Raw genomic sequence first — 23,678 nt, forward strand, 5'->3', positions numbered from 1 at the left:
CCCCCCATGACCTACCCAAAGAATACACCCCCTAAAAAAGCACATCCTACAAACGCACCTGCGACAACGACACCGCCCGAAAAAGAAACTCAAGATAGTACCCCCGTTAACAGGCAAGCCTATCTTATCCTTCTTCTGCTTTTTACCGGGGTTTTTTGTAACGCCATGATCGTGCCCTTCATGGGTTTTTTCATCATCGATGAACTCGGGCGTGATCCTTGGGAAATTAGTATATATGTCGGGCTTGTCAGTGTTTTAACCCTATTGATGAACCGCCAGTTCGGGGAACGCTTTGACAAGGGGGCGCGGGTCCGTCCACTCATTGCCATATCCGCGTTCGCTTTTCTAACCGCAACCGCGACACTCTCGCTCTATCCGGCCTATTGGGTGATTATTGGCTTTATCAGTATTTGTTTTAGTTTCTCAAATGCCTCAACCTCACTCATGTATAGCTTTGGCCGGGCCTATGCGGAACAACAGGGCATGGCCATTACCACCTACAACTCCTATCTGCGCAGCATGACCTCACTCGGTTGGATGATTGCCCCGGCGCTTTCCTTTTTCATTGCGGGACAATGGGGAAACTCTTTCGTTTTTTATACCGCAGCCTCCCTCGCCATCCTTTGGGTTGTTTTGTGGTTTTGTGTCGTACCAAGCGACTTTACTGCTGCGGCAAAAGAACCATCTTCGCAACAAGCATCATCTCAATCCAGATCACTCAATCACGGATTATACTTGGCATCAGCCGCCTGTCTTTTTATCGCCGGGGCGCATATTTTGACCAGTGCTGCCTTGCCGCTCTATTTTACGCAGGAAGCCAAACTGCCAACCTATGCGCCAGGTCTGGCCTTTAGCATCAAGTGCCTGACCGAAGTCGCTGTTATTCTTCTTATTCCCTATGCCATGCAAAAATTCAGCGCCAGAACAGCACTCTATGCCGCAACGCTGATCGCCATGCCAACCTTCTATATTCTATCCCAAGTGAACAGCATGCCCCAGTTGGTGGTAGGTGCCGCACTAGAAGGCCTATACTATGGCATCTTCGCAGGTGTCAGCATCACCTTCGTCCAAAGCTTTGCTAACGGTCGTCTGGGCCGCGCCACCTCGCTTTATATGAACAGCCTCTTCCTCGGCGGCATGTTGGGCAACGTCTCCATGGGCCTGATCGCCAGTGCCTACAACTATCAAACAGCCATCCAGCTATCGCTCGTGATCATCACAGTCGCGTTGGTAATCCTAATCGCATCCCGACGCAGCGACCGGGTTGTCGAAAATAGCCTGAGCGTTTAAAGGATCTGCATCACGCCCCCAATCAGCAATCATAGGATGCAGCTTAGAGGAGAAAAAGGCAACCAGACAAGAGGCTTAAACCTTCTAGCCCAATTTAACATCGCCGAGGTAACCCGGCGACAAAACGTTCTTTATCTGCGCAGCCAGTTCTTTGACCTTTTTTGGGGTGTAGCTATCATAAAATCCCTGATTACTCCGTCCGATGGCATGTTCGGCAGAAAAGCTGCCGTTGTATTTTTCCACCACAATCTGGACCACCCATTGCCGCAAGGACGGAATAAAGTTCTCATCGTCTAGACGAAGATCATCCTGTGGGATCGACAGGTTAAAGTGCAGGCCGCCATCCCCCACATGACCGAAATCACAAATCCGCACATTCGGGAATTTTTCCGGCAATTCTTTCGCCATAAAGCCCCGGAATTTCATCAAATCGCCACGCCGAAATGACACGTCAAAAGCCACCAGTTTACCCGCGTGTTTCACCCCTTCGGACAGGGCGTGTCGCAAGGCCCACATTTCTTCGGGGCGACCAATAAAGGCATTGTCCAGCGGCGCATCTTCGTCTTCCCAGATTTCGGCCAACACCACTTCCATCAATTCGTCCAGGCTCTGTTCGCTGTCACGTTTGACCCAAGTGCGGGACAGTTCGACCAACAGGACATAATCCGGAATTTCACCACCGGGAAAGGGATTGCGCAGCGAAGGCACATGATCAAAGGCTGCACGGATCGCCTCGGCCGACATACCTTCGAAGGCTGTCAGGTTACTATCACAGCGCTCTTCCATTTCCAGCAACAGCTTAAGCACCGCCGCCTCGTCACGAGGGACCAACAACGCCGCCGTTGATTGCTGTGGCAAGCGGACAACATTCAGCACGGCTTCGGTAATGACACCCAACGTGCCTGTGGTTCCAATGAACAGATGCTTCCAGTCGATGCCCGTGTTGTCTTTGCGCAGGCCGGACATGAAATTAAGCTCGGTTCCCACCTCATCAGCCAATACAACCTTCACACCAAGCGTATTCTGACGCACATCGCCATACCGCAGGAAACGTGCCCCACCTGTGTTGGTCGCAATCATGCCCCCGATACGTGGATCAGCGCCAAGATCAATGGGAAACACATAACCCTTGGGTTCCAAAAAAGCATTGAGGTCAGACAGACGAACGCCAGCCCCCACCGTAACCGAGCGGTTTTCCTCGTCAAAAATTATCTGCTGATGCGAAGACGCTTCTGATCCTCCTATATCTAACAGCCGATCAAAGCTGAGAACACCCTGCATGCCAGAGCTATCAGGTGTTGAAGCCCCAACCAGCCCACTGTTGCCGGATTGCGGCACAAGGGTAATCCCCCGCCCATGGCAATAGGCCAGAACGCGGGATGTTTCTACGCTGGTTGCCGGACGCACAACAAAGGCTGCCTGTCCAGAACCATAACGCACACAGGTTTCATAAGGAACCAGATCATCCCCACCATGACCGCCGGGCCGTATCAGTCCTTTTTCACCAACAATATCGTTCAGGGTGTCAAGGTCTTGTGGGGTCGGGCTTGTCATGTGAATAAACTCTGATTTTTAAATATTTGGAGTGCCCCTGACAGGACATGTATAAGGCAGGACATGTATCAGGGCCCCAATAAGATGTAGAGCCATGTTATAAGCAGAGATGTATAACATGGCTATGATTTATTATGCCGCCAACTTTAAGCTGCGACAGACGCTTCACTCTTCAGAGATTTTGCCGAAAGTTTCTCATAACAATCCATCAATGATGCCTGTTCCAGTTCGGCATAGAGTGCGAGTTCATCCAGCACTTTCGCCCCCAAGGCTTTTTCGAACGCTGACTGGCTTGGGTTGCTGTACACAACTTCTGCTCCGCCATCCCCAAGGTTGGATTGGAAGATACCCGCCGCTGATACAGGCAGAAAATCTTCGTACACAATAGGGTCCATCCGTAGAATACCCGTTTTTAACAAGCCATCAACAGTGCCGGATACCCCTACAGATTTGGCAATTTCCGCGCCCTTTTCGCTCAGGGAATAGCGGAAGAATGCAAGACCTTCGGCGCGCAATTCTTCATAGTTATCAGGAAAAGCCGCGAAAGTTTCTAACAACAAATCTTGATAAGCCCCTTCACCAGCGCGGACACGCACACGGGTTTTATCCAACAGCTCATCATAAAGGGCGCGACCTTTCGGGGTCAGGGCAATACCACGCTGTTCGATTTCACCAAAACGGGCGGTGTGTGATCCCTCTTCCCACTTTTCTCCTGCCCAATTTCCATTACCCTGCTTAAAGAACACCTTTTCTTCCAAGGCTTTGAACGATGTCTGGCGCAACAAGATCGGGCACTTGCGTTGCGGCGGCCCTTCGATAACGGCCTTAGGGTCAATACCACGTTTGGGCATTCCGGCCTGAACGGTATCAATATCCAGCGTCCGTGGGGTCAGGTGATTGATATGCGGGCCGTGGAAACTGACGATATCGGCAATCAAGCGGTGTTCGTCATGCAATCGTCGGTAAAGCTCTTTGTCGATATTGGCTTTGCTATGCCAACGGAAAGTTTCCAGTGCTTCAGTAACAAACTGTGTCGCATCTTCAGCATTCAATCCGCCTTGTGCCTCGGCCCGATCGATCAGGTTTAAGGCCGCAGTGGTAAAGATTTCACGGCTATCCAGAACCTCTTGTGCCGCAGCCCGCAGGGCTTCGTCTTCAATCAGTTCCAGACGCAACAAAGATGTGAAGATCCGGAAAGGGTTCTGGTTCAAATCAGCTTCGTCAACCGGACGGAAAGCCGTGGAATGCACAGGGATACCCGCAACTGACAAATCATAGTAACTGACAGGTTCCATGCCCATCACCGCGAATAGACGGCGCAGGGTAAAAAGCTCTTTTTCTGTGCCAACACGAATGGCCCCGTGGCGTTCTTCGGTAATACGGTCCAGCCCGTCGGTATGGGTCAATTGATCCCGGAGATCCGCGTTCTGTTCCAAAGACGCTGCATTGACATCAGCCACCAGATCCATCAACGCGCCATAGGCTGGGACCTCTTCCTTATACATCGCGGACATTGCCTGCGAAAACTGGGCGCGGATTTCATTTTTAGCCAAGAAGCCATTGGCCTGAAGGTTATCATTTGTCATTACTTTATCTCCGAACGCAACCATGATTGCTTTTACTCGCCAAACGAGCCTTAACCTATAATAAGATCAGGAGATAGCATTTGTGCAGATGCGAAGAAAAACGATATCTTTTCATCACTTCATGAGTTTTAAGAATAACCTAGGTAATAGACACGCGAGCCATGTGACACCCTTATTCGGAATCAATCCCGCTTTCGATCGCTCCATAGACACTGATGGCTTCTTCACGGCCTCTGACCTTGTGAATACCTTCGTAGCAATAGTAATTTTGCCAGCTTTTTTGCCCCTCGACTTCGGCTTGTTGTAAAATATCTTCGCTCACCAAAACCCGTTTATCGAGCTTACGGCACAATTCCTGTAATCGACTTGTGGTATTGACGGTATCGCCAATCACCGTAAAGCTCATGGACTCTCGAACACCGATATCCCCCAGAACCACTTCCCCATAGTGAACCGAGATATCTGCGATGATCTTTTCACGCCCTTGTCGCACGCGCTTTTCATTCCAGCGATCCAGCTCTTTTATCATGTCATACGAACATTTCAGGGCATTAATTGCGTCATTACCCCCACCTTGGGCATTCCAAAGATGGCCAACAAAGAGTCCCCGGCAAAGTGTTCGATCGATCCGTTATAGGCAACGATCACCTTGGCCATGCGGCTATAGAAAGACTGTAGAATGGCCACAACACGTTCGGGATCAAGCTTTTCGGCAATGGTCGTTGAGCCCTGAATATCAATAAACAACACCGCAATATTTTGACGACGCATCTGTCCCAAGGGATTATCATGATCCGCAAGGTGTTCCGCCGTTTGTGGAGAGAAATACCGGGCGAGATTGATCCGCTTGCGATTGGCTTCGGCGGCGTCCTGTCGGGCCTGTATTAACTTGTTTTCGGTTTCAACGCGTCTTGTTATGTCACGCTGTACAGCAACATAACAACTGGTCTTCCCCTCTGGGTCAAACACAGACGAAATGGACCATTCCATCATAAATTCAGAACCGTCTTTGCGGTAATTAATGGTCTGCCCTTCCCAAACATCTCCTTGGGTGAGGATTTCTGCCATATTGTCAAAGATACGATGGTCGGTCTTTTGCCCCTGCAAAATACGGGGGGATTTCCCCAGAATTTCTGTCCGCGACCAGCCCGTCATTTCTTCAAACGACCGGTTTACATAGATGATTTTTGGTCCCGGAGTTTCCAGGTTGCAATCGGTAACAAGAATACTGTCTGTCGCGTATTCAAGAACATCGTCAGCATTATATTTTGCTGCTTTTTCATCTGTCATTTACCTCACCTGATCGGGAGCTATGGCCTATAAACAGGTACGCAAAAAAAGAGATTGAATTGAATTCTGCCTTTTTCTTTGCCTCTTACAAAACCTGTTTATAAGATATTTTAATCTGCTCTATAGTAGAGAACTTGCCACAAAAAGAAACCAAGTCCTGTTATTTCATTTCTGGCCCTTTCAGGTATAGATAAATATCCACCCGCTTTCAGAGAGATATCATGCCCCTATCATCCGATATGCTCTACAACCCGATCGGCGTTGTGATCTATGTCCCTGATGCTCCTGTCACACAAGATACAACATCGATCCCAGATAATAATGGGACCAATTTGGGGCGCACCCTACATGCTCAGTGGGCCTTCAGTGCGCAAAAAGACGTCAATGTAATATGCAAGGGAACGGCAATCGCCTGTGATCCTATCCAAGAAAAACATAACAAGACCCGACAAGGGGATCAAACCAACCATGATCCCTTTGTCGGAGCTTATGAAATCACCTACGCAGGCCCAGATGGGCAGGAAAGCGACCCGTGGGATCTTATTATTACCAAAAGGGACGAAATTTATCATGCGACATGGCTAAAAGACGATGTGGCCCATTATCACGGAATTGGCTTTGTTACGGATGGAAAGCTTGTTTGTGGCTGGCGCCCCGTTAACTAGACAGGCAAGTCAGAAATCAAGGAGATTAATTCAGCGAACACAACCATAAAATTAATAAGTAGAGAAGCTGGGCAGATGAGAGAAAACCAGAATAAAATCGATTGGCACTCAGACCCGTTAACACGCGACACACCGATTACAGAAGACTATCGGCACACGCAAAATGTGCGGCGTTTTATGAAATCGGAATGCGGAGAGCATTTCAAATTTAACAGGGCATTTATGAGCTGGATCAAAAATGGCAGCCCCATAACGCCTGCGCCCAAAACACTTGGGGATGTTGCCGACGAATGGTTGCAACAACAGAACCGCTAGACCAAAAAAACTTGGTCCCAAACGCGGATAGGTTTCATTGCGGTTTGCAGATGGATAAACGCTCGGATTTGCCCCTGAAGAACGTCGATTAATCACAAATGATATTAATCAGCCGGGTTATGTGTCCACCAGTTAATTGATCGGACTAATCAATCAGGGATTTTTACAGAATTCTTGGATATAGGACTATCGGGTTGAGCTTTAAAAGAAGCCTTCCACTTGGACCAAAGCCTCGCCAGACGAATTCGCAACGGCAAGAACGGCACCAATGCAGCGTTATCTGATGTTTCATCCCAGAACATTTTGTCCTCACCTACTCTTATCAGCTCAGCTTATACCTGTCCGGATCTATTTTGTCCGGATCTACTCTGTCTATAACGACCATTGGCTATGATCTTTTTTATTCAACGTAAAAACTCTACGCCTCTTATGTGACCCTTATGTTGCATTTTTGTGAATTCACGCACAGAAAACGTTTAAATGGACAGGATCTATAATTTGCTTAGAACGAGGACAAAATAAAATTCCCCCTTCACGGGTTCGCCAAAAAGATAGAATAATCTTCAAAATTAAATTAAATCAAACACTTGATATTTACCCCCGCTTTCGCCCGAAGAATCAAGAGAACAATGCCGTTGATTCCACGCAAAAATATTAAGGATTTTGTTAATATTTTGCTCCCTATACTGACCAATATTAGGGAAAGCTGACCGCAAAATTCGGAACCCGAACGGTGCATTACGAACAGCGCACTTCCAAAGGTCAGATAATCAGGATGATTTCTTAAGGGTAAAAAAAGCCTCTAAGAACATCTTATTTTATGTCATTTTTGGCATATATTCGTACTCATCAAACAGATGAAGTACCATGTTCGCAAGGCTCGGAATAATTATCTGTCACGTCAACAAAAGACAGAAGAATACGGGCCTTAATCAGTGCGGTTCAAGTATTGTGTTGCCAGTGTTTAATCTCACTCTAAAAGAGTCTGGACCGAAAGGAGTTCTGATTGTGGCCTATAGCGCAAAAAATCTAAGCGAAGATTTAGGTAAGGAAATGGAACATGGTTATCGGGCGAGCAAAGTTGCAAAACTAGCCGGGCGAATTCATAATAATCACCGCAGGGAACTATCCCGGTATCTCGATTGTAAATTGATGCAATTGACAGCCATGGAAGAAGGGCCGGAATTTGAATTTTCCGAAGGTGAAATGCAACATCTTATTTCAGAGTTGCGAAGCCATTAACCTCTGTCATTTACGCCATAAGACGTGAAAAATAAAGGGTCGAAGGTTGGCTTTATCGGTAAAATATTATCGCCAAAACCCAAAAGAGAATAGCAGAAGATAAAAGAAAAATAATCAGAAAAGCAGTGCTTTTGCTGCCTTTTTGTTTTGCCCGTGAAACTAAACCGAATTCAAAAACACCCTTTAACCTATTTGCTTATATCAAGTTTTAGCTCTTTAAGGCGACGGGACAAAGTTGTCCTACTGGTATTCAAGGCCTCTGCTACTGCCGATAATGTTGGTTTCTTGGTTCCTGAGGTATTTGACGAAGATAACAATAGCACTGCGGCTTCAATATCATGTTTGGACAATATACTGGATTTATCTGATTTTCCTGACCTGCTTTTTCGCCCAGACGTGCTCCCTTCAAGGCCTTTAAGCGTTCGTTCGATGGTCAAATCGCGCTCGTTATCCGCAAGGCCCGCAATAAAACCATGAAACATTTTCCCCAGCGGCGTTCCCGAATTCAACCCCTCACACAACGATTGAAAATAAACCCCGCGCGACTGAAGATCCTGTAGAAAAGTAATCAGATCAACCGTACGACGCCCCAGCCTGTCCAGCCGCCAAACCACAAGACTATCGCCCGCGCCCAATTCAGCCAACGCTTCTTCCAAAGCCGGGCAGACAACCCGATTAGACGCCAGAATTTCAGAATAAACCTTTTCGCAGCCCTCATCCTTCAGCGCCGCAACCTGCTGATCCAAATTCTGCCCTTCACCCGACACCCGCACGTATCCGATCTTCATCCTGTTCCCATAAAAACCACCCCGAACAGATTGAATTTACATTATGAAACAGAGTTTTGAAACGAGATTTGTTTATTGTAATTCAACATCACCTTTTGTTGCGAGAATTTAAGGTAATACAGCTTATATTAGTAGATGCATTTGTTTTTCTACTCTGTTAGGTTGCTCTCTCAATCAATTTTCTTGGATATTTTTCAAATGCTTATGGGGCGTTTTATCGTAATGGGGCTTATTGGCCTCAGCTTAAATGGCTGTTCTTCTATCGTTAATGGTACTGATCAGGATATTACCATCAATACAAATCCATCCGGTGCGAGCTGCATTCTAGAGCGCAAAGGCGTCGAAATTGGCAGAGTTCCCAACACACCGGGAAGTGTCAATATTACGCGAACCAAAGAAGATATTACAATTACCTGTAATAAAGATGGGTACCAGACAGCGACCTATCTCAACGATAGTGGCTGGGAAAGTGGTTCCGGGGCAGCCGGCATTGCGCTGGACGTTGTCCTGACACTCGGGATCAGTAGTGCAATTGATTCTGCATCTGGTGCGGACAACCAATACGAAAGCCCGGTAAATATCACGCTTATTCCTGTAGAATAATATAAGAGCAATCGCTCACCAGGTCTCAGATTTAGGTTGAGGCCTCAAGATACAGTACCCTGCATCACACAAGGTGCAGGGTATTAATATTTGTTGGGCTACCTAACGCTTGGTTATTAAATTAGTTATAGACAGATTAAGTTGGTTCTCACGGGGCATGACCCAACGCGCATCACTGCCCCGACTTATCCCCGAACCTACCCCGGGCTTTCCATAATCAGGATAAGCATTGCCTTGTCTGAGAGTGCTTCATAGGAATGTTTGCTGTCTGCGGGATAGCGATAATAATCACCTTCGGACAGTTCTTGTAAATTGTCCTCTGGACCAACACGAACCTGTCCGCGACAAACAAAAGCATGTTCAACCGTGCTTTGTGTATGGGGCTCGGCTTCTCTTACCGATCCGTTTTCAAGGTAAACCCGATAGAGATCTCGGCGACAGGACACAGGGCAATCAGCCAACAGTGTCGAAGATAACGTCGATAGATCAGACGAAAGCTGATCTTTTTCATCGGCGCGGATAATGGTGAAATCAGATTTGGGTGTTTCAAATAGAAAGCTGAGCGGAATATTCAACGCCGAGGCAATAGCCCAAAGGGTTTCGAGGCTGGGATTACCTTGCCCGCCCTCTAGCTGGGACAACGTTGATTTGGCAACACCCGCCTGACAGGCCAAGGCAGACAAGCTCATTCTTGCGCGGGTGCGTTCACGCTGTATTGCCTGTGCGATCAGAGAAACCGGGGTCATATTCTTAACTGTTACCTTTCGCCCATGTTCGTCATAAAAAACGAATGTTCTATTTGACGAACATGCCTCATTCGTTCATTATGCAGAACAATATTCTTATTTAACGAACAAAAGTCAAGCTTTCAGCTTTCTCGTTGCTTCTATCTACCTGCGGATTTTCGGGCCATCTACGGATTTTCGGACCGTACTTTCCGAAAGAGCGACCGAGAACAAGCGTCCTTGGACAGATTACATATCTGTAGCATCCGTTTTTCCAAGGCGCATTCTGAAAGCTTTGTCAGGAGACAGTCGTATGAGCGGCCAAACATATACGGACGAAATTCCTTCTGGTGACATGCAACCAGAAAACATCGAAGCGAGAAGTATTCCCTCGGGGATTATCTCTGGGGAAAACAGCACAAAAACGGTCCCAAATCCGGTTATGGCATCGGACATAAAAGATGGCATCAAAGATGTCCTGCCAATTTTGATTGCCATTGTTCCTTTTGCCGCCGTTTTTGGTGCTGTTGCGATTGAGAGCGGGTTGAGCTTTGGCGAGACCATGGTCACCTCGCTCTCAATCTACGCCGCGGCCAGCCAGTACGTGATGATTGATTTAATGGGACAGAGTGTGCCTGTCTGGTCCATCGTGCTTGCCGTTTTTGCCGTGAACTTCAGGCATGTGCTTTATTCCGCCTCTATTGGTCGGACAATGGGCACTTTTTCATTTTGGCAAAAGGCCCTCGCCTTCTTTTTACTGGTTGATCCCCAATTTGCATCATCCGAAGCCCGTGCCTCAAAATCGGGGCTAAGGCCCGCCTATTATTTTTCCTATGCCTTGATGATTTATGGAACATGGATGGCCGCGAATGCCATCGGTGCTCTGTTTGGCTCTCTTATTTCCTCGCCTGCCACCTATGGTCTGGATTTTATTCTGCCACTGTATTTCACAGGCCTTGTTGCCGGCTTTCACAAACGTCCAAATTTTGTTCTGATCCTGATCACAAGTGCAGGAGTATCACTGGCGGCTTATCTGACAATCGGAAGCCCCTGGCACATTACCCTTGGCGGGATCGCCGGGTTGATTATCGCCGCCGCCTTGAGCAAGCCCCAAGACACGAGCCCCCAAGACATGAACAAGCACAAAGCTGTAAGTACACCCAAGGAAAGCACAGCCAATGTCTGATACAATTCTTCTAATCCTTACCTGTGCCCTTGCCACCTATGCCACCCGCGCAGGGGGCCATTTGATCCTGTCGCGTTTTGGCACAACCCATTATCGTCTCGAGGCCGCGTTAGAGGCCGTGCCAACCGCTGTCTTAACCGCACTGGTTGCCCCGTCACTGATCACCAACGGTCCCGCCGAAGCGATCGCTGTATTGGTGGGCGGGCTAGTCGCCTTGCGCTACCCACTCGTGGTTAGTGTGCTATCCGGCATAATCTGTCTGATTGTGTTACGAGGTGTGTTGATCTGATCTACGTCACAAACAAGATATTTTTTTGTGACTGGTACAGGCTATGGTAGTGTTACTTTATCCAAAACCTTGCCCCGCAAGACTTTGATCCGCAAAATTTTGATAAAGCGTAAACTCTCACCACACAAAATAGATAAGCGAAGGCCCGATGAAAAAAGCAAAGAAACAGGAAACATTTCTGTTTAACTATTGGCGGGACTATTGGCAAAACGCTTCACCCAAAAGCTGGCTACTTCTCTTTGGGAAACCACCCTTGGAAGAGCCACTAAGTATGAAAGTTGTCCGCGGCTATACCCAAGCCATTCGCGCCCAAGAATACAGCCCGGAAAACTTACTGATCCATTTGTCCAATCAACTAAAGCAGATTGACCAAATTCGGGATAGAGAAAATACTTTATTCGGGCGTATCTACAACAAAATGGCTGGCGATAACCCTCGTATCATTACACTGGATGGTACCGTGATCCAGCAACTTTACGATACAGTTGAGGAAACCCCCATCATCACTATTGAACGACAAAAGCTTTATGAAATTGATCATGTTGAGTTAAGGACACTTTACAATAAAGCATCACAACTAACTTCGCCAACATCCTGAGAACAGGATATTCGAAGATGAATATTAAAAAATATAATGACCCCCACGAAAACTCTGGTTTCAGAGATGCGATTACGCATGGGGTTACAGAATTTCTTGCTACCGCAACCTATAGCCCGGACAACCTGATCATCGCGACCGAAAAAAAGCTCGAGGCAATGCGTGAAATCATTGATAGGGACAAAACATTTTGGGGGCGCTTTCAAAACTGGTTTAACGGCGAAAAACCTGACCGCATTCTGGTCGACGGCGGCATGCTAATTCAGCTGTTTGACGTATCAAAGCAAACATGCCCCTACACCCTAACCCCAAGCCATCAATACACGCTGCCCTATTCCGATCTCTATGAGCTATACAGAGAGATCCTGCTGGTTCTCGCCCCTGAAAAGGCGGTTAAACTTGATACAGAGAGCTAAAACGCTTCACGGGTCGGTTTTTTATTCAAACAAAACAATTCTGTAATAATGCGGGGCTATTGTCCAAATTGGAATAAGCCATGATAGATCCGTGATGCCTATGCCAAAAGATATCGGCATTCGTCTGACCAGGATCACAACCAGACCAAAAGCCACAATCAGACAAGAAGAATGTCCCGCGAATGAAACCAAATTTGGCCGAACGCTTTTTAATCGACGAATGTAATCCAAAAACCAAACGACTGTTGGAGACAGAAATCGATGAAATGATTTCAGGGCGTGGTCCCCGGTTTCGCGAACACCACTTTAATCTCTATGATATCAAGCTAGACGGCACCCGACGCAAGGTCGGCATTGTTGATATTTTTGATCCCAAGGAAAGCGGCCGAATGGAACTTGAAATGTTCCACTTTCGCCTGTTGCTCAAGCGCCTGACCAGCCAATCTGTGCCAGATGATTATGGCCAATCCAACGGTGGGGTTCTCAGTTTTCTGACATCAAGTGCCAAAAAACTATCGCCGCGCAAAAGCAGTATTGCTTTTAAAAACAAAGTCCTGAAAAAAAAGCGAGAAATTTACGCCCTGTATGAAACCACCCCCGCATTGCCCAGAAAAATCACAACACTCGGCCTGATCGAAAATAACAAGAAAATCACACTGCTGGTCGAAAGCGACCTTTATGAAAAAGAAACCACCAGAGAAGCCGGCCCTGCCAGAGAAGACGGAAAAACAAAAGAAATAAAAAGAACGGTCACCGCACAAAAAGAACGGTACTGTATCACCTTTGGCAGCACCATAAGTTATCGCCAATCCACAGAAAGCTATCGCCTGCGGATGCTGGCAACCATGGACCCTTCACTTCTGGCCTCTACCGGTTATGGGCTTTTTACCGTGGAAAATTCCAAGTTCTTCAAGTGGCTGGACAAAGAAAGCTATAACCGCTTTGAAAAACGAGCCCCCACCCATTATCTTTTGATTGCCCATCACGAAGTTTACGACATCCTCAGCTACCACCCGCCAGAAGTAACAAAGCTTGAACCCGATGCCCTGCTCCATCAGGATCAAGATATAGAACAGGGCTTTTCAATCTGGGATTTGGTGTAGCGAACTACGGTGCATCGCAAGAACTTGTCGATGAGTGATCCAAGTAACAGGCAAGCTGATAAAAGAACCAGACCTGGAATATAGAAATATCACTCCAGTGCTTCAAAAATTTCAGCACCGATTTCTGCAATAGCAGCATTTCGGGTTTTAAAATCTGCATCATTTCCAGTCATATAAACCGAAGCAACAACAGGCTTACGCGACGGCGGCCAGATGACAGCAATAATGCCTCGCGACCCAAAGCCACCTGCACCTGTTTTATCAGCGATTTTCCATCCCCTGGGTAATTTGGATCGGAATAGATCATCAGCCACCTGATCATTAAGCATCCAATCCGTTACCTCTACGCGAGATTCAGGAGACAAAGCATCTTCAATAAGCAGTTTTTGCAAGCTTATTGCTATGGCTTTTGGTGTTGTTGTATCCCGTAAATCATCCACCTGTGCTTCATTAAGCGCTGTCTCCCACCGATCAAGTCGTGTCGTATTATCCCCGATTGAACGCATGAATTTGGTAAATCCTTCGGGGCCACCGATTTCTTTCAGAACAAGATTACCAGCAGTGTTATCGCTGATGGAAACAGTTGCTTCGCATGACTTTCGTAATGATACTTCTCCATCATCCGCATACTTCTCCATAACCGGTGAATAGGAAACCAGATCATCTTTGGATACAGAAACCATACGTTCCAGCGTTTCGCCCTTTCTCTCGTTCTGCATCAGTAATGCGGCACAGGCAAAAGGTTTAAAGGTACTGGACATAGGGAATTTTTCATCTGATCGATATTCCCAACTTTGCCCTGTCTGCAGGTCGTAAACAGCAACACCGATACGGCCCCCGATACTTTCTTCCAAACCTGTCACTGTTTCTACAATACGATCCGCCGCCCCAGCAGATGAGGCACCGATAACCAGACAAAAGATGCCAACAGCTGTTTGGAAATTTTGCAGTGAAATACCCATCACTTAATACACCTTAAAAATGAATAAAATTGAAATTTAGAGCTTTCAACTCTCGTTCTTATTTATGTTTTTTTATAGATGAATTTTGGATTTAAAATGGCGTTTGATAAAAATTTCAAACGATAGAACATAAAAGAAAACAGTCGAAAAATCACACATCATATTCGCGACGAGATCAATATTTTCGAGGTTACTAATTCATTCTTTTTATCCAAAATTACTATATTTCAGAATATAAAGACATTAAACACTAAGATCCTCACCCCCGCCAGCGCAGTACGCGCCGTTCAATCAATCCGATAGCAGAATTCACAAGCACGCCAAGGATCGAGAGGATGGCAACACCTGTGAAAAGGCGTTCAAGGTCATAGAGTGATCCGGCTTGCAGGATGTATGCGCCGATGCCGTATTCTGCGCCCAGCATTTCGGCGGCAACCAACAGGATAATGGCGATGGCAAGCCCGATACGCAGGCCCGACAAAATACCCGCCATGGCACCCGGCAGGACGATTTTGCGAACGATGGAAAACCACGAGAGGTTAAAGCTCTGTCCCATGCGGATCAGGCCCCGGTCCACATTGTCCACGGCCCCATAGGTGGCCACAACCATCGGCGTGAAAGTCCCAAAGGCGATCAGGGCGTATTTGGATGCTTCGTCAATACCAAACCAGATCACAAAAAGCGGTAGTAACGCGATCTTTGGCACAGGGAAAAGCGCCGCGATCAAGGGAACCAGCCCCGCCCGGACATAAGAGAACAGGCCAATAGCAATGCCCAGACTAACGCCCATTAAACTACCGATAGCAGCCCCGATGACAAAGCGCGTAAAGCTGGGGACCAAATGCGTCCACAACAACCCAGAATTATAAAGCTCGACAAAGGAATTGAAAACATCCGATGGTTTGGGCATGGTCAGGGCCGAAATAAACCCGATGCGGGTTCCGGCCTCGAGAAAAGATATCAGGGCAAAAAACACCACAAATCCCATCCACGGACGGGATACCGGGGCAAAGCCGCCACCACGAAAAGGGACAGGCTGCCCTTTGGTTTGGCTCATTTGTTCAGGAGCTTTAACTGGTGTATTTGGGGCACCAATATTTGACACAGAAACATTGGTATCTCGCGTATTCATTCCTGAATTCGGTTCGGATGCTTGTTTGGCATTATTAGGCTTTAAATTCTCGGGTTTTGACTTCTCAAGTTTTGTCTTCTCAGGCATTGATCAGCTCCGCATCTGCGGCCATGGCCTCGTCCCGCATCATCTGCCACAGGGCGTTTTGCTGCTGTTCCAAATCCGGGTCGGCGTGTCTGCGTTCTGACAAGGGTTTATCAATGTTCACGATCTCGCGGATTTCCCCCGGACGACGGGAAAGCACCACAATCCTGTGTCCCAACCGTACTGCCTCGGCCAAATTGTGGGTCACATACACAGCAGTAAAGGGCTGACGGGTCCAAAGCGAGACAATATCGTCCATCAAAAGTTCACGGGTTTGGCTGTCCAGCGCCGAGAGTGGCTCATCCATCAACATAACAGCGGGGTTCACCGCCAGCGCGCGGGCAATAGCCACTCGCTGTTTCATACCGCCAGAAATCTGCTTGGGAAAGACATCGGCAAAATCGCTGAGCTTACAACGTGCAAGAACATCGTTGATAATTTCTTGGCTTTCGGCCTGACCAATGCCGTGATCTTCCAGAACCAGTGAAATGTTTCCGGCCACAGTGCGCCACGGCAACAGGGCAAAGTCCTGAAACACATAAGTCAACGGATTGAGGCACCCCTCGGGCGTATTCCCGACCTGAAGAATATCGCCCAAAGTGGGCCGTTCCAGCCCCCCGAGCAACCGCAACAGTGTTGATTTCCCACAACCGGACGGCCCGACAATACAAACGATCTGCCCCGAGGCAATATCCAGATTTATATCGCGCAGGACTTCCCGGTCGCCGTAGGTATGATGAATGCCCGCCAGCTTAATATCCATAACGCTTAATATCCATAAACCTGATACCCATAAAGTTCCAAAATCATAGAACTAACTTGTTATAATCAAAAAGAAACAGCGGAGTATAAAACCCCGCCGCTTATACGCAGATCCCAGATGAGCAAAATCCCGTTGAGCAAAACCCAATTCAATAAGTCACTGGTCCATAAATCACGGCCCCATAAATCAGTGGCCCATAAACGAGGATAACGCCCTTAAAGGGTTTTCACGTAACTGCTATCAATCAACTGATCCAGACCAATCGTACCACTTACCAGATTTTCAGACTTGAACCAGTTCAGTTGTTTTTCAATAGAACCCGCATTCATGGCCACACCGGGGTTCAAACGCATAGATCCATTAATGATGGACTTAGCCGCCTTTTCCCGTGGTTTATCGGCATAGACATATTGGTGGATCAGATCGACCATTTCTGCGCGCCCCGCATCGCCCAGCGTGCCATCAACCATCGCTGCGTTATAATCGGCGATACCTTTGCTGTAAGCCGCGATAAAATTCTTGGTCATTTCAGGCTCTTCCGCCGCATTCTTGGCAGAGGTAAAGGCAGTCGTAACCTGATAGTTCGGCAGATAGTCTGACACATCGCCAATGATATGAACTGCGCCAGACCCAGCCAGAGGCTTGGCAATGTGTGGCACAATAGACCAGGCATCAATCTGTCCGGTTTTCAGCGCACCGATAATGGCCCCAACCTTTTGAAGCGGCTTGAATTTCAGGGCAACGCCTTCCTTTGCGGCAATTTGAGAGCCCATGTAATGGAAAGATGATCCGGCGGTGGTCATGCCAAAGGTCTTGCCATCCAGTTTGTCCGGCGATGTTACCCCGGCCTTGAAGGCTGCGTCAGATACCAGTATTTTCTGGCCATCAATGCCCTGTTCTTCTGACAAGACGCCCCCGATAACCTTGATCGCGCCCTTATCAGCCAGTGAAATCAACCCGCCGGAAATGGCCGTCACGGCAAAATCAACATCGCCAGAAGCGATGGCTACCGCCATGGGTGTTGCCGCCTGAAAGAACTTCAGTTCAACATCCAGACCCATTTCCTGAAAGTATCCCCGCTCTAGCGCGATAAAGCTTGCCGCATGGCTGGTAAACCGCAACGCACCAACGGTAATTTTACGGTTCTTGGAAAAGGCAGGTGTTGCCAATGTGGATGCAGCAACAGTGGATGCAACCAAAGTGCCCCCCATCAACGCCAATGCTTCACGACGGTTCAGTTTCATTTTTTCAAGCCTTTGTTCATCGCTCGCAGATATCTGTCTTTTTGATCGTATTCTTCAATTCCCCAACCTATCAGGGGACAAAACCTAACAAAGGTCAAAGAATGACTAGATGACTGCGATTACAGGTTATTTTTTGATATAAATTAGAATGAATTCAGAAGAAAGTTGTGCCTAATTTTCCGCATCTGGTCAAGTAACCCAACCAGAAACAACCAAAATGATCACAAGATAGTCCTTGCGCTGCGGACAATGACAGATAACTATTTCCCCCGATCAAAAAAATAACTTCTTCCGCAGCACCGTAATTCAAGGACACAACCATGGCACGTATTGCATTTTTAGGAACTGGCCTGATGGGTACAGGGATGGCCGGGCGGCTTATCGATGCAGGTCACGATGTGCATGTCTTTAACCGGACACGCGAAAAGGCGATACCATTGGTAGATCGTGGTGCCACACTCGCGACGTCTCCGGCGATGGCGGCGCAGGATGCCGATGCGATCTTTGTTATGGTGGGGGATGACGTTGCGTCAAAAGCAATGTGGATGGGACCAGACGGTGTGTTGAACGCTGACCTTAAGCCCGGCACACTGGCGATAGAGTGTTCGACCCTGTCCCACGATTGGGTTGAAGAACTATCAGCCGCTGCAAAGACAAAAGGGCTGGATTATCTGGATTGTCCTGTGACCGGGCTGCCCGATGCGGCGGCAAGCGGTCAACTCACCCTCTTTCTGGGCGGCGAACAAAGCACCATAGATAAAGCCCACCCCTATCTGGAAAGCATTTCATCAAACCTGATTCATTTTGGCGCCATAGGATCTGGCACAGCCTATAAGCTGATCGTCAATTTAATGGGGTCCATACAGATCGCCGCGGCAGCAGAAGGCTTAATCACCGCCGAACGCGCCGGGTTGGACCTCAACCTTGTGGCAAAGGCCCTTGGCACAAGTGGATCTGGCAGTCCACAGGTTGCCAGAAACGCCCCGTTGATGGTTGAGGGAGCCCATGAAAAAAACGTTCTCTTTTCGACAAAATGGCGCTTGAAAGACACGGATTATGGCTTGAAGTACGCCCACAAACTTGGCCTGTCTCCACAAATCGGTGCCGCCACACTTGATGCCTTTCAGGCCGCTATGGACGATGGTTACGCAGCCTCAGCAGAAACCAAAGTCATCGAGGCATTAAGAAAACGACTACCAGCATCAAAGGGGGGAGTTTGAACATTTCGTCGCCATCGCTAATCTGGTAAAGTTATTTAATTATTCAAATGGGGCGCAATCTCATTGTTAATACTTTCTGATAAAAAGCGTGCATGCTCAGCCCCCATCCCTTTTCTACTCTGACAAGAGTAAAAGAAATACTGCCACAATCGATTTACAGTTAAATAAGCTTGAGTAACTATTTGAAAATCAAAATCGGAAAGACTTTTATACCGCCAACTTACTTTCCGTGCAGTATTAAGAGCATATATAGCAACCCTAGACCTCTGATAAATCTCTCCTTTTCCAACGCAGTTTGTTGCTGAGATCGTACTTAAATTGAGTTGATCTAAAAAGCTGATAAATGCAGGTGTCGTCGGGGGAGGAGCAACAATCCATTCCGGATCAATTATAATTAAATTATGAAAACCCTGTTTCTTACTCGCTTTTTTTTGCATTTCAGAAGTAGAAACATCGAGAATAGAAAATAAGGTATTATCTTGATAACTAACCTTTATCGGATATCCGTTAAATTCGCCTTTTTCAGTTGAATAGTTCAGTACACGATTTGAATCAAACGTAAGAACAAAATGCCCATGAGCATCTGTAAATGCTTTTTTATCATGGTTAGGTCCATCATTATCCTTCGTTTTTTTGGCCTTTGATGACACATTCCATTCTTGATACTCTACGATTGCGCCAACGACAGGTTGCATAGTTGACTGGTCAAGAACATATCCCGACACTACTGAGCTTCCCTCTCCTTTCGTGACTTTCGCCATACTAAAAGACAGAAGAATGCATGTAAGAAGAAAGAACGAATTTCTAATCATTCATGTGAACCTATTGAGAAATATTGATGCTAAAAAATACAGCTTAGTGTCTTAAGACAATGCAATTGCATCCTTAGCTTATTGAAGAGCCTTGTTTTTATTATTGTATTTTTCTGCAGTGATACAGCCAATCGCTTCCCCATAATCACATGCTCTTTCAACATACATACGCGCCTTTTCCCTACTCTGTTTAACATGTATCCCTTTGGAATAAAGGTTGGCAAGACCGTAACATCCTAGCCCATCACCATCTGCACAAGCTTGCTCATAAAAAGAATTTATTTTTTTGTCACTTTTTTCTATGCCAGTACTTTCCTGGTAAACAGCTTCAATCTCATCACAAAGTTGTGGATTATCTTCACTACACGCACCCTGATAATATGATAGCGCCTTTTTTATATCTCTATCTACGCCACGGCCTTCTCTATATAGCCCCCCCAACTCATAACACCCCCAGGGAATACCTTGTTTACATACCCTTGTTACAATTCTAAGCTTTTCTTTTTCAGCAGCTTTTCTCTTGTTCTCATATGCGACTTGATAACAACTCGATTTTTCAAGCTGAAGACAAAAGGGAAATTGATAGTCATCGGATTTCAAACTCAATTCACTTTCCTGCACGTAATAGGAAAAGGCTTTCTGAGTATCCATGGCGACACCACTGCCCGTTTTGTACAATTTAGATATTGAAAAACAGCTCCCGGCAGTTTTCATTTGGCAAGCACGTTCATAGTATAAAGCAGCCTTGCCCATATCTTGTGGAACACTTTTTCCCTTTGAATATAACTCCCCTAAATTAGCGCAGCCTATTCCTTGCCCACCATCACATGCGCGCAGGAAAAGCACATGAGCTTGGTTCGTGTTAATAGCAACCTCCTTACCCTCAGCATACAACACACCAAGATTGTTACAGGCATCCATGTCGGCTCTATCACACTCGTCAAAAAGCGTAGCCAATTTATTATCTGTCAGTTGATCGGCAAAAGCCGCATGATAGGAGAGGAAAGTGGTTATAATAGTTATAAATAATTTACAGTATAAAAATTTCATATCTGTTCTTTTAAAAAATAATTACCCACACATTAATCAGTGTTCTAGCAATAGTTGATCTTCTCGCTCGATACAAGGAAGAGAAGAATGAAACTATGATCGATCCGTTTTTAAGTCACCATAGATTTTTCACCTTGATTATTCGCCTTCTTTTTGACAGCATCTGCGGCGATGGTTTCTGGATTTCAAAGCTGAGTCCGGAATGAAAAGGGAACACGGTGCGGTGTAACCATCAGGTGCCAATTCCGTGACTGCCCCCGCAACTGTAAGCGGCGAGCTATTCTGAGATAAACCACTGACCCCATAGGGTTCGGGAAGGTTCAGATGTTGCTTCGACCCGCAAGTCAGGAGACCTGCCATTTTTGTTATCAACGCTAACCGGGCGGGGTGCCTCGGGATGGGTGATAAAGATGGCTATCCGGCATTGTAAGCCGCGACCTGATATCGCTGTTCCTCCCTCTCTGCCCAGGCACGGAGGGTGCTATGAAAAAGAACACGACCCAAAAGTCATCAGACAACTTTCTGAACAATTGCCCCAACATTATCGGCAGTCGGGGAGACAAGGATAGAAGAGCGAAAACACAGCTCTTGCCTCTTGTACTTTCAACGCGATCAACCTATGGGCACGATTGTGCGCTTCGAGGGATTGCGCCCCGGGATTATACCCTGTAGAAAACAATAAATCGAAACGTTATAACATAACAATTCATATTGTTTTTCATCCAAAATGAAACGTGCATCTCTACAGGATACATCTGGTTTGACCATATCTAATCTAGACGCCCCTGACTTAGCGACAAGGCCAGATCCAGCGTCACGAAAAACGTTACCCCCTGAGCCACAATTTCATGGGCCAAAATCCCGTGAGCTTAAATCTCATGAACCCAAATCTCATGCGGCAACATCTCATAAGGCCCCAATGCTTGAGGCTGCATTACTTGAGGCCAAAGACCTTTCCTGGGGGCCAAAAAGACAACCTGATTTGTTGTCTAATATCAGTTTTCGTGCAGCACCGGGACGCGTTCTGGGCATTGTCGGGTCTAACGGTGCCGGAAAATCAACCCTGTTGCGTTTGCTCTATCGCTTTCACCAGCCCCGAACCGGGCAAGTATTGATAGATAACGAAGATCTATGGGCCATGTCCCCGCGTTCAGCCGCGCAAAGAATAGCCGCTGTTCTTCAGGAACAACCTACTGATTTTGCCCTAACAGTCTGGGAAATCGTTGCCTTGGGTCGTACGCCGCACCGTCGTGGGTTTTCCCAAGTTGGGTCAGAAGACAAAGCGATTATCGAAAACGCCCTTACAACCTTGGGCCTATTGAGTTTCGCCAAACGATCCTTTGGCACCTTGTCAGGCGGCGAACGACAGCGCGTGATGGTTGCCCGTGCCCTGACCCAAGAACCGCATGTTCTTATTCTGGACGAACCCACAAACCATTTGGATATTCGCCATCAACTCGAAGTACTTTCGCTTTTACGTACTCTGAATATGACCATCATCACCAGCCTGCATGATCTCAATCTTGTGGGGCAACATACAGATGATGTTCTGGTTCTCGCCAATGGTCACAGTTTGGCCTTTGGCCCATCAGATCAGGTTTTGACTGAACCCCTTGTTGATCAAGCTTTTGGGATTACCAGTCGCATTCAGCGTCTGATGCCCAGTGATCAACCTCACTTTACCTTTCACCTTTCCCGATAACCGCCTCTGTGTTTCCACAGAACAGCTTACATAAACTTACCTCTATCAATGGAAAATATGATGTTTAAAAACTCACTGTCATCTTCCCGTCTTGTCGCAGGCAGTATCTTGTCTGCATCCCTGACAGCTGCTGCTATTCTGACCCCAGTACAGGCAACTGCCGACCCCGTCACGGTCCAAAGCTGTAACCGACAGGTTACCTTTGACAGCCCGCCGAAAGCAGCCGTATCTCACGATGTCAATATGACAGAAATGATGCTGGTCCTTGGCCTGCGCGATAGCATGGTTGGCTATACGGGTGTATCAGGCTGGAAAACGCTGGACGAAGAAATGCGTCATCAGGTTAAGGAACTGCCCGAACTGGCCGCCAAACACCCCAGCAAAGAAACCCTGATCGGGCACGATGTCGATCTGTACTTTGCCGGATGGAACTATGGCATGAAAGTCGGCGGCGAAGTAACGCCAGAAACCCTCGCCCCGTTTGGCATTAATGTTTATGAGCTAACTGAATCCTGTAGCCACATTATCGATCGCCCAAAGATTACAATGGTTGATATGTATAACGACCTGTTGAATCTGGGCAAAATTTTCGGCATTGAAGAAAAAGCAGAAGCACTTGTCGCCGGGTACAAATCTGAAATGGCCGCCATTCGGGACAACCTGAAATCACCGGAAAAACCCTTGCGTGTTTTTGTCTATGACAGTGGCGAAGACAAACCCTTTACCGCCGGTCGCTATGCGATGCCGACAGCCCTGATCGAAGCAGCTGGTGGCAAGAACATCATGGACGATTTCGAAAAAAGCTGGGGCACAATCGGCTGGGAATCAGTTGTTGATCGCAACCCGGAAGTTGTCGTGATCGTGAATTATGGCAAGGTCACAGCCGAACAGAAAATCGCGTTCATGAAAAACAACCCTGCCTTTGCAGATATTGATGCCGTCAAGAATGACCGTTTTGTTGTTCTTGAATATGTCGAAGCAACCCCCGGTCCTCGTAACATCAAAGCTGTGAAGAAGCTTGCCGCAGGCTTCCAAGGGTCATAAGTCCCAATGCCCTAA

Annotated in this window: 27 protein-coding genes and 1 riboswitch; of the genes, 14 read left to right on the forward strand and 13 right to left on the reverse strand. The window is 47.2% G+C overall.

Annotated elements, in window-relative coordinates; all coding sequences use genetic code 11:
- Positions 1–6 precede the first annotated feature (6 nt).
- Positions 7–1,290, forward strand: a complete 1,284-nt coding sequence (locus ACN0QW_RS12795; RefSeq protein WP_417432016.1) for an MFS transporter — start codon at positions 7–9, stop codon at positions 1,288–1,290.
- A gap of 84 nt (positions 1,291–1,374) precedes the next feature.
- Here the strand turns inward: ACN0QW_RS12795 and ACN0QW_RS12800 are convergent, their stop codons facing one another.
- From ACN0QW_RS12800 to ACN0QW_RS12815, 4 genes are all read right to left on the reverse strand, one after another.
- A complete protein-coding gene (locus ACN0QW_RS12800) occupies positions 1,375–2,844 on the reverse strand; it encodes an FAD-binding oxidoreductase (RefSeq protein WP_417432017.1) in 1,470 nt (489 codons plus the stop codon).
- 146 nt (positions 2,845–2,990) lie between these two features.
- Entirely contained in the window at positions 2,991–4,430 is a 1,440-nt protein-coding gene (locus tag ACN0QW_RS12805; protein ID WP_417432018.1) for a VOC family protein, read from the reverse strand.
- A 172-nt stretch (positions 4,431–4,602) separates the two neighbouring features.
- Entirely contained in the window at positions 4,603–4,959 is a 357-nt protein-coding gene (locus ACN0QW_RS12810; protein ID WP_417432019.1) for an adenylate/guanylate cyclase domain-containing protein, read from the reverse strand.
- A 14-nt stretch (positions 4,960–4,973) separates the two neighbouring features.
- The gene (locus tag ACN0QW_RS12815; protein ID WP_417432020.1) at positions 4,974–5,720 is read right to left on the reverse strand and encodes a PAS domain S-box protein; all 747 of its coding nucleotides are present in this window, start codon (positions 5,718–5,720) and stop codon (positions 4,974–4,976) included.
- Positions 5,721–5,941: 221 nt separating this feature from the next.
- Here ACN0QW_RS12815 and ACN0QW_RS12820 point away from each other — a divergent pair, with 221 nt between their 5' ends.
- On the forward strand, positions 5,942–6,385 hold the full coding sequence (locus ACN0QW_RS12820; RefSeq protein ID WP_417432021.1) for a hypothetical protein: 444 nt from the start codon (positions 5,942–5,944) through the stop codon (positions 6,383–6,385).
- A 75-nt stretch (positions 6,386–6,460) separates the two neighbouring features.
- Complete coding sequence (locus ACN0QW_RS12825) at positions 6,461–6,700, forward strand: DUF6434 domain-containing protein (protein ID WP_417432022.1); 240 nt, start codon at positions 6,461–6,463, stop codon at positions 6,698–6,700.
- 149 nt (positions 6,701–6,849) lie between these two features.
- Here ACN0QW_RS12825 and ACN0QW_RS12830 read toward each other — a convergent pair whose 3' ends face one another.
- Positions 6,850–7,002, reverse strand: a complete 153-nt coding sequence (locus ACN0QW_RS12830; RefSeq protein ID WP_417432023.1) for a hypothetical protein — start codon at positions 7,000–7,002, stop codon at positions 6,850–6,852.
- A gap of 706 nt (positions 7,003–7,708) precedes the next feature.
- Here ACN0QW_RS12830 and ACN0QW_RS12835 point away from each other — a divergent pair.
- Positions 7,709–7,942, forward strand: coding sequence for a hypothetical protein (locus ACN0QW_RS12835; RefSeq protein ID WP_417432024.1), 234 nt, complete (start codon positions 7,709–7,711; stop codon positions 7,940–7,942).
- Positions 7,943–8,130: 188 nt separating this feature from the next.
- Here ACN0QW_RS12835 and ACN0QW_RS12840 read toward each other — a convergent pair whose 3' ends face one another.
- Positions 8,131–8,730 carry a recombinase family protein gene (locus ACN0QW_RS12840; RefSeq protein WP_417432025.1) on the reverse strand — a complete coding sequence of 200 codons (600 nt, stop codon included), beginning with the start codon at positions 8,728–8,730 and terminating at the stop codon, positions 8,131–8,133.
- A gap of 198 nt (positions 8,731–8,928) precedes the next feature.
- Here ACN0QW_RS12840 and ACN0QW_RS12845 point away from each other — a divergent pair, with 198 nt between their 5' ends.
- Positions 8,929–9,333: a hypothetical protein gene (locus ACN0QW_RS12845; RefSeq protein WP_417432026.1), complete on the forward strand. Its 405-nt coding sequence runs from the start codon at positions 8,929–8,931 to the stop codon at positions 9,331–9,333.
- A gap of 197 nt (positions 9,334–9,530) precedes the next feature.
- Here the strand turns inward: ACN0QW_RS12845 and ACN0QW_RS12850 are convergent, their stop codons facing one another.
- Entirely contained in the window at positions 9,531–10,079 is a 549-nt protein-coding gene (locus ACN0QW_RS12850) for a helix-turn-helix domain-containing protein (RefSeq protein WP_417432027.1), read from the reverse strand.
- 292 nt (positions 10,080–10,371) lie between these two features.
- Between ACN0QW_RS12850 and ACN0QW_RS12855 the strand changes: the two genes are divergently transcribed.
- From ACN0QW_RS12855 to ACN0QW_RS12875, 5 genes are all read left to right on the forward strand, one after another.
- Positions 10,372–11,244 (forward strand): AzlC family ABC transporter permease, encoded by an 873-nt coding sequence (locus ACN0QW_RS12855; RefSeq protein WP_417432028.1) that lies wholly within the window; start codon positions 10,372–10,374, stop codon positions 11,242–11,244.
- Positions 11,237–11,533, forward strand: a complete 297-nt coding sequence (locus tag ACN0QW_RS12860) for an AzlD family protein (RefSeq protein WP_417432029.1) — start codon at positions 11,237–11,239, stop codon at positions 11,531–11,533. The genes ACN0QW_RS12855 and ACN0QW_RS12860 overlap by 8 nt, the downstream gene beginning before the upstream one ends.
- A 148-nt stretch (positions 11,534–11,681) precedes the next feature.
- Positions 11,682–12,131: a hypothetical protein gene (locus ACN0QW_RS12865; RefSeq protein ID WP_417432030.1), complete on the forward strand. Its 450-nt coding sequence runs from the start codon at positions 11,682–11,684 to the stop codon at positions 12,129–12,131.
- A 17-nt stretch (positions 12,132–12,148) separates the two neighbouring features.
- Positions 12,149–12,547 (forward strand): hypothetical protein, encoded by a 399-nt coding sequence (locus tag ACN0QW_RS12870; protein ID WP_417432031.1) that lies wholly within the window; start codon positions 12,149–12,151, stop codon positions 12,545–12,547.
- Positions 12,548–12,729: 182 nt separating this feature from the next.
- A complete protein-coding gene (locus ACN0QW_RS12875) occupies positions 12,730–13,650 on the forward strand; it encodes a hypothetical protein (protein ID WP_417432032.1) in 921 nt (306 codons plus the stop codon).
- An 89-nt stretch (positions 13,651–13,739) separates the two neighbouring features.
- Here ACN0QW_RS12875 and bla read toward each other — a convergent pair whose 3' ends face one another.
- From bla to ACN0QW_RS12895, 4 genes are all read right to left on the reverse strand, one after another.
- Positions 13,740–14,612: a class A beta-lactamase gene (bla, locus tag ACN0QW_RS12880; RefSeq protein ID WP_417432033.1), complete on the reverse strand. Its 873-nt coding sequence runs from the start codon at positions 14,610–14,612 to the stop codon at positions 13,740–13,742.
- A gap of 259 nt (positions 14,613–14,871) precedes the next feature.
- Positions 14,872–15,831, reverse strand: coding sequence for an ABC transporter permease (locus ACN0QW_RS12885; protein WP_417432034.1), 960 nt, complete (start codon positions 15,829–15,831; stop codon positions 14,872–14,874).
- The gene (locus tag ACN0QW_RS12890; protein WP_299379755.1) at positions 15,824–16,591 is read right to left on the reverse strand and encodes an ABC transporter ATP-binding protein; all 768 of its coding nucleotides are present in this window, start codon (positions 16,589–16,591) and stop codon (positions 15,824–15,826) included. Before ACN0QW_RS12890 ends, ACN0QW_RS12885 begins: the two co-directional genes overlap by 8 nt.
- Positions 16,592–16,806: 215 nt before the next feature.
- Positions 16,807–17,835, reverse strand: a complete 1,029-nt coding sequence (locus ACN0QW_RS12895; RefSeq protein WP_417432035.1) for an ABC transporter substrate-binding protein — start codon at positions 17,833–17,835, stop codon at positions 16,807–16,809.
- Between the two features lie 320 nt (positions 17,836–18,155).
- Here ACN0QW_RS12895 and ACN0QW_RS12900 point away from each other — a divergent pair, with 320 nt between their 5' ends.
- Positions 18,156–19,055 (forward strand): NAD(P)-dependent oxidoreductase, encoded by a 900-nt coding sequence (locus ACN0QW_RS12900; protein ID WP_417432036.1) that lies wholly within the window; start codon positions 18,156–18,158, stop codon positions 19,053–19,055.
- A 35-nt stretch (positions 19,056–19,090) separates the two neighbouring features.
- On the opposite strand, the gene ACN0QW_RS12905 is transcribed toward ACN0QW_RS12900, so the two are convergent.
- Together ACN0QW_RS12905 and ACN0QW_RS12910 are read right to left on the reverse strand one after the other, a co-directional pair.
- Positions 19,091–19,780 carry a hypothetical protein gene (locus ACN0QW_RS12905; RefSeq protein ID WP_417432037.1) on the reverse strand — a complete coding sequence of 230 codons (690 nt, stop codon included), beginning with the start codon at positions 19,778–19,780 and terminating at the stop codon, positions 19,091–19,093.
- Positions 19,781–19,945: 165 nt separating this feature from the next.
- The gene (locus ACN0QW_RS12910; protein ID WP_417432038.1) at positions 19,946–20,917 is read right to left on the reverse strand and encodes a tetratricopeptide repeat protein; all 972 of its coding nucleotides are present in this window, start codon (positions 20,915–20,917) and stop codon (positions 19,946–19,948) included.
- 155 nt (positions 20,918–21,072) lie between these two features.
- A riboswitch (cobalamin riboswitch) is annotated at positions 21,073–21,293 on the forward strand.
- A gap of 107 nt (positions 21,294–21,400) precedes the next feature.
- On the opposite strand from ACN0QW_RS12910, the gene ACN0QW_RS12915 reads away from it, so the two are divergent.
- The 3 genes from ACN0QW_RS12915 to ACN0QW_RS12925 are packed head-to-tail and all read left to right on the forward strand — an operon-like array spanning position 21,401 to position 23,663.
- Positions 21,401–21,589, forward strand: a complete 189-nt coding sequence (locus ACN0QW_RS12915) for a hypothetical protein (RefSeq protein WP_417432039.1) — start codon at positions 21,401–21,403, stop codon at positions 21,587–21,589.
- A gap of 55 nt (positions 21,590–21,644) precedes the next feature.
- Complete coding sequence (locus ACN0QW_RS12920) at positions 21,645–22,619, forward strand: ABC transporter ATP-binding protein (protein ID WP_417432040.1); 975 nt, start codon at positions 21,645–21,647, stop codon at positions 22,617–22,619.
- Between the two features lie 57 nt (positions 22,620–22,676).
- Positions 22,677–23,663: an ABC transporter substrate-binding protein gene (locus ACN0QW_RS12925; RefSeq protein WP_417432041.1), complete on the forward strand. Its 987-nt coding sequence runs from the start codon at positions 22,677–22,679 to the stop codon at positions 23,661–23,663.
- The last annotated feature ends 15 nt before the right edge of the window (positions 23,664–23,678 follow it).

Source organism: Kiloniella sp. (assembly GCF_048259265.1).
Classification (GTDB): Bacteria; Pseudomonadota; Alphaproteobacteria; order Kiloniellales; family Kiloniellaceae; genus Kiloniella.

Bases quoted from the DNA above. Each gene is read 5' to 3' on its own strand.
- ACN0QW_RS12870 (WP_417432031.1), top strand. From the start codon at position 12,149: ATGAATATTAAAAAATATAATGACCCCCACGAAAACTCTGGTTTCAGA.
- ACN0QW_RS12865 (WP_417432030.1), top strand. From the start codon at position 11,682: ATGAAAAAAGCAAAGAAACAGGAAACATTTCTGTTTAACTATTGGCGG.
- ACN0QW_RS12825 (WP_417432022.1), top strand. From the start codon at position 6,461: ATGAGAGAAAACCAGAATAAAATCGATTGGCACTCAGACCCGTTAACA.
- ACN0QW_RS12840 (WP_417432025.1), bottom strand. From the start codon at position 8,730: ATGAAGATCGGATACGTGCGGGTGTCGGGTGAAGGGCAGAATTTGGAT.
- ACN0QW_RS12820 (WP_417432021.1), top strand. From the start codon at position 5,942: ATGCCCCTATCATCCGATATGCTCTACAACCCGATCGGCGTTGTGATC.
- ACN0QW_RS12795 (WP_417432016.1), top strand. From the start codon at position 7: ATGACCTACCCAAAGAATACACCCCCTAAAAAAGCACATCCTACAAAC.
- ACN0QW_RS12890 (WP_299379755.1), bottom strand. From the start codon at position 16,591: ATGGATATTAAGCTGGCGGGCATTCATCATACCTACGGCGACCGGGAA.
- ACN0QW_RS12920 (WP_417432040.1), top strand. From the start codon at position 21,645: ATGAAACGTGCATCTCTACAGGATACATCTGGTTTGACCATATCTAAT.
- ACN0QW_RS12810 (WP_417432019.1), bottom strand. From the start codon at position 4,959: ATGATAAAAGAGCTGGATCGCTGGAATGAAAAGCGCGTGCGACAAGGG.
- ACN0QW_RS12860 (WP_417432029.1), top strand. From the start codon at position 11,237: ATGTCTGATACAATTCTTCTAATCCTTACCTGTGCCCTTGCCACCTAT.
- ACN0QW_RS12895 (WP_417432035.1), bottom strand. From the start codon at position 17,835: ATGAAACTGAACCGTCGTGAAGCATTGGCGTTGATGGGGGGCACTTTG.
- ACN0QW_RS12875 (WP_417432032.1), top strand. From the start codon at position 12,730: ATGAAACCAAATTTGGCCGAACGCTTTTTAATCGACGAATGTAATCCA.
- ACN0QW_RS12915 (WP_417432039.1), top strand. From the start codon at position 21,401: ATGAAAAAGAACACGACCCAAAAGTCATCAGACAACTTTCTGAACAAT.
- ACN0QW_RS12925 (WP_417432041.1), top strand. From the start codon at position 22,677: ATGATGTTTAAAAACTCACTGTCATCTTCCCGTCTTGTCGCAGGCAGT.
- ACN0QW_RS12830 (WP_417432023.1), bottom strand. From the start codon at position 7,002: ATGTTCTGGGATGAAACATCAGATAACGCTGCATTGGTGCCGTTCTTG.
- ACN0QW_RS12805 (WP_417432018.1), bottom strand. From the start codon at position 4,430: ATGACAAATGATAACCTTCAGGCCAATGGCTTCTTGGCTAAAAATGAA.
- ACN0QW_RS12845 (WP_417432026.1), top strand. From the start codon at position 8,929: ATGCTTATGGGGCGTTTTATCGTAATGGGGCTTATTGGCCTCAGCTTA.
- ACN0QW_RS12855 (WP_417432028.1), top strand. From the start codon at position 10,372: ATGAGCGGCCAAACATATACGGACGAAATTCCTTCTGGTGACATGCAA.
- ACN0QW_RS12815 (WP_417432020.1), bottom strand. From the start codon at position 5,720: ATGACAGATGAAAAAGCAGCAAAATATAATGCTGACGATGTTCTTGAA.
- ACN0QW_RS12885 (WP_417432034.1), bottom strand. From the start codon at position 15,831: ATGCCTGAGAAGACAAAACTTGAGAAGTCAAAACCCGAGAATTTAAAG.
- ACN0QW_RS12800 (WP_417432017.1), bottom strand. From the start codon at position 2,844: ATGACAAGCCCGACCCCACAAGACCTTGACACCCTGAACGATATTGTT.
- ACN0QW_RS12910 (WP_417432038.1), bottom strand. From the start codon at position 20,917: ATGAAATTTTTATACTGTAAATTATTTATAACTATTATAACCACTTTC.
- ACN0QW_RS12850 (WP_417432027.1), bottom strand. From the start codon at position 10,079: ATGACCCCGGTTTCTCTGATCGCACAGGCAATACAGCGTGAACGCACC.
- ACN0QW_RS12900 (WP_417432036.1), top strand. From the start codon at position 18,156: ATGGCACGTATTGCATTTTTAGGAACTGGCCTGATGGGTACAGGGATG.
- bla (WP_417432033.1), bottom strand. From the start codon at position 14,612: ATGGGTATTTCACTGCAAAATTTCCAAACAGCTGTTGGCATCTTTTGT.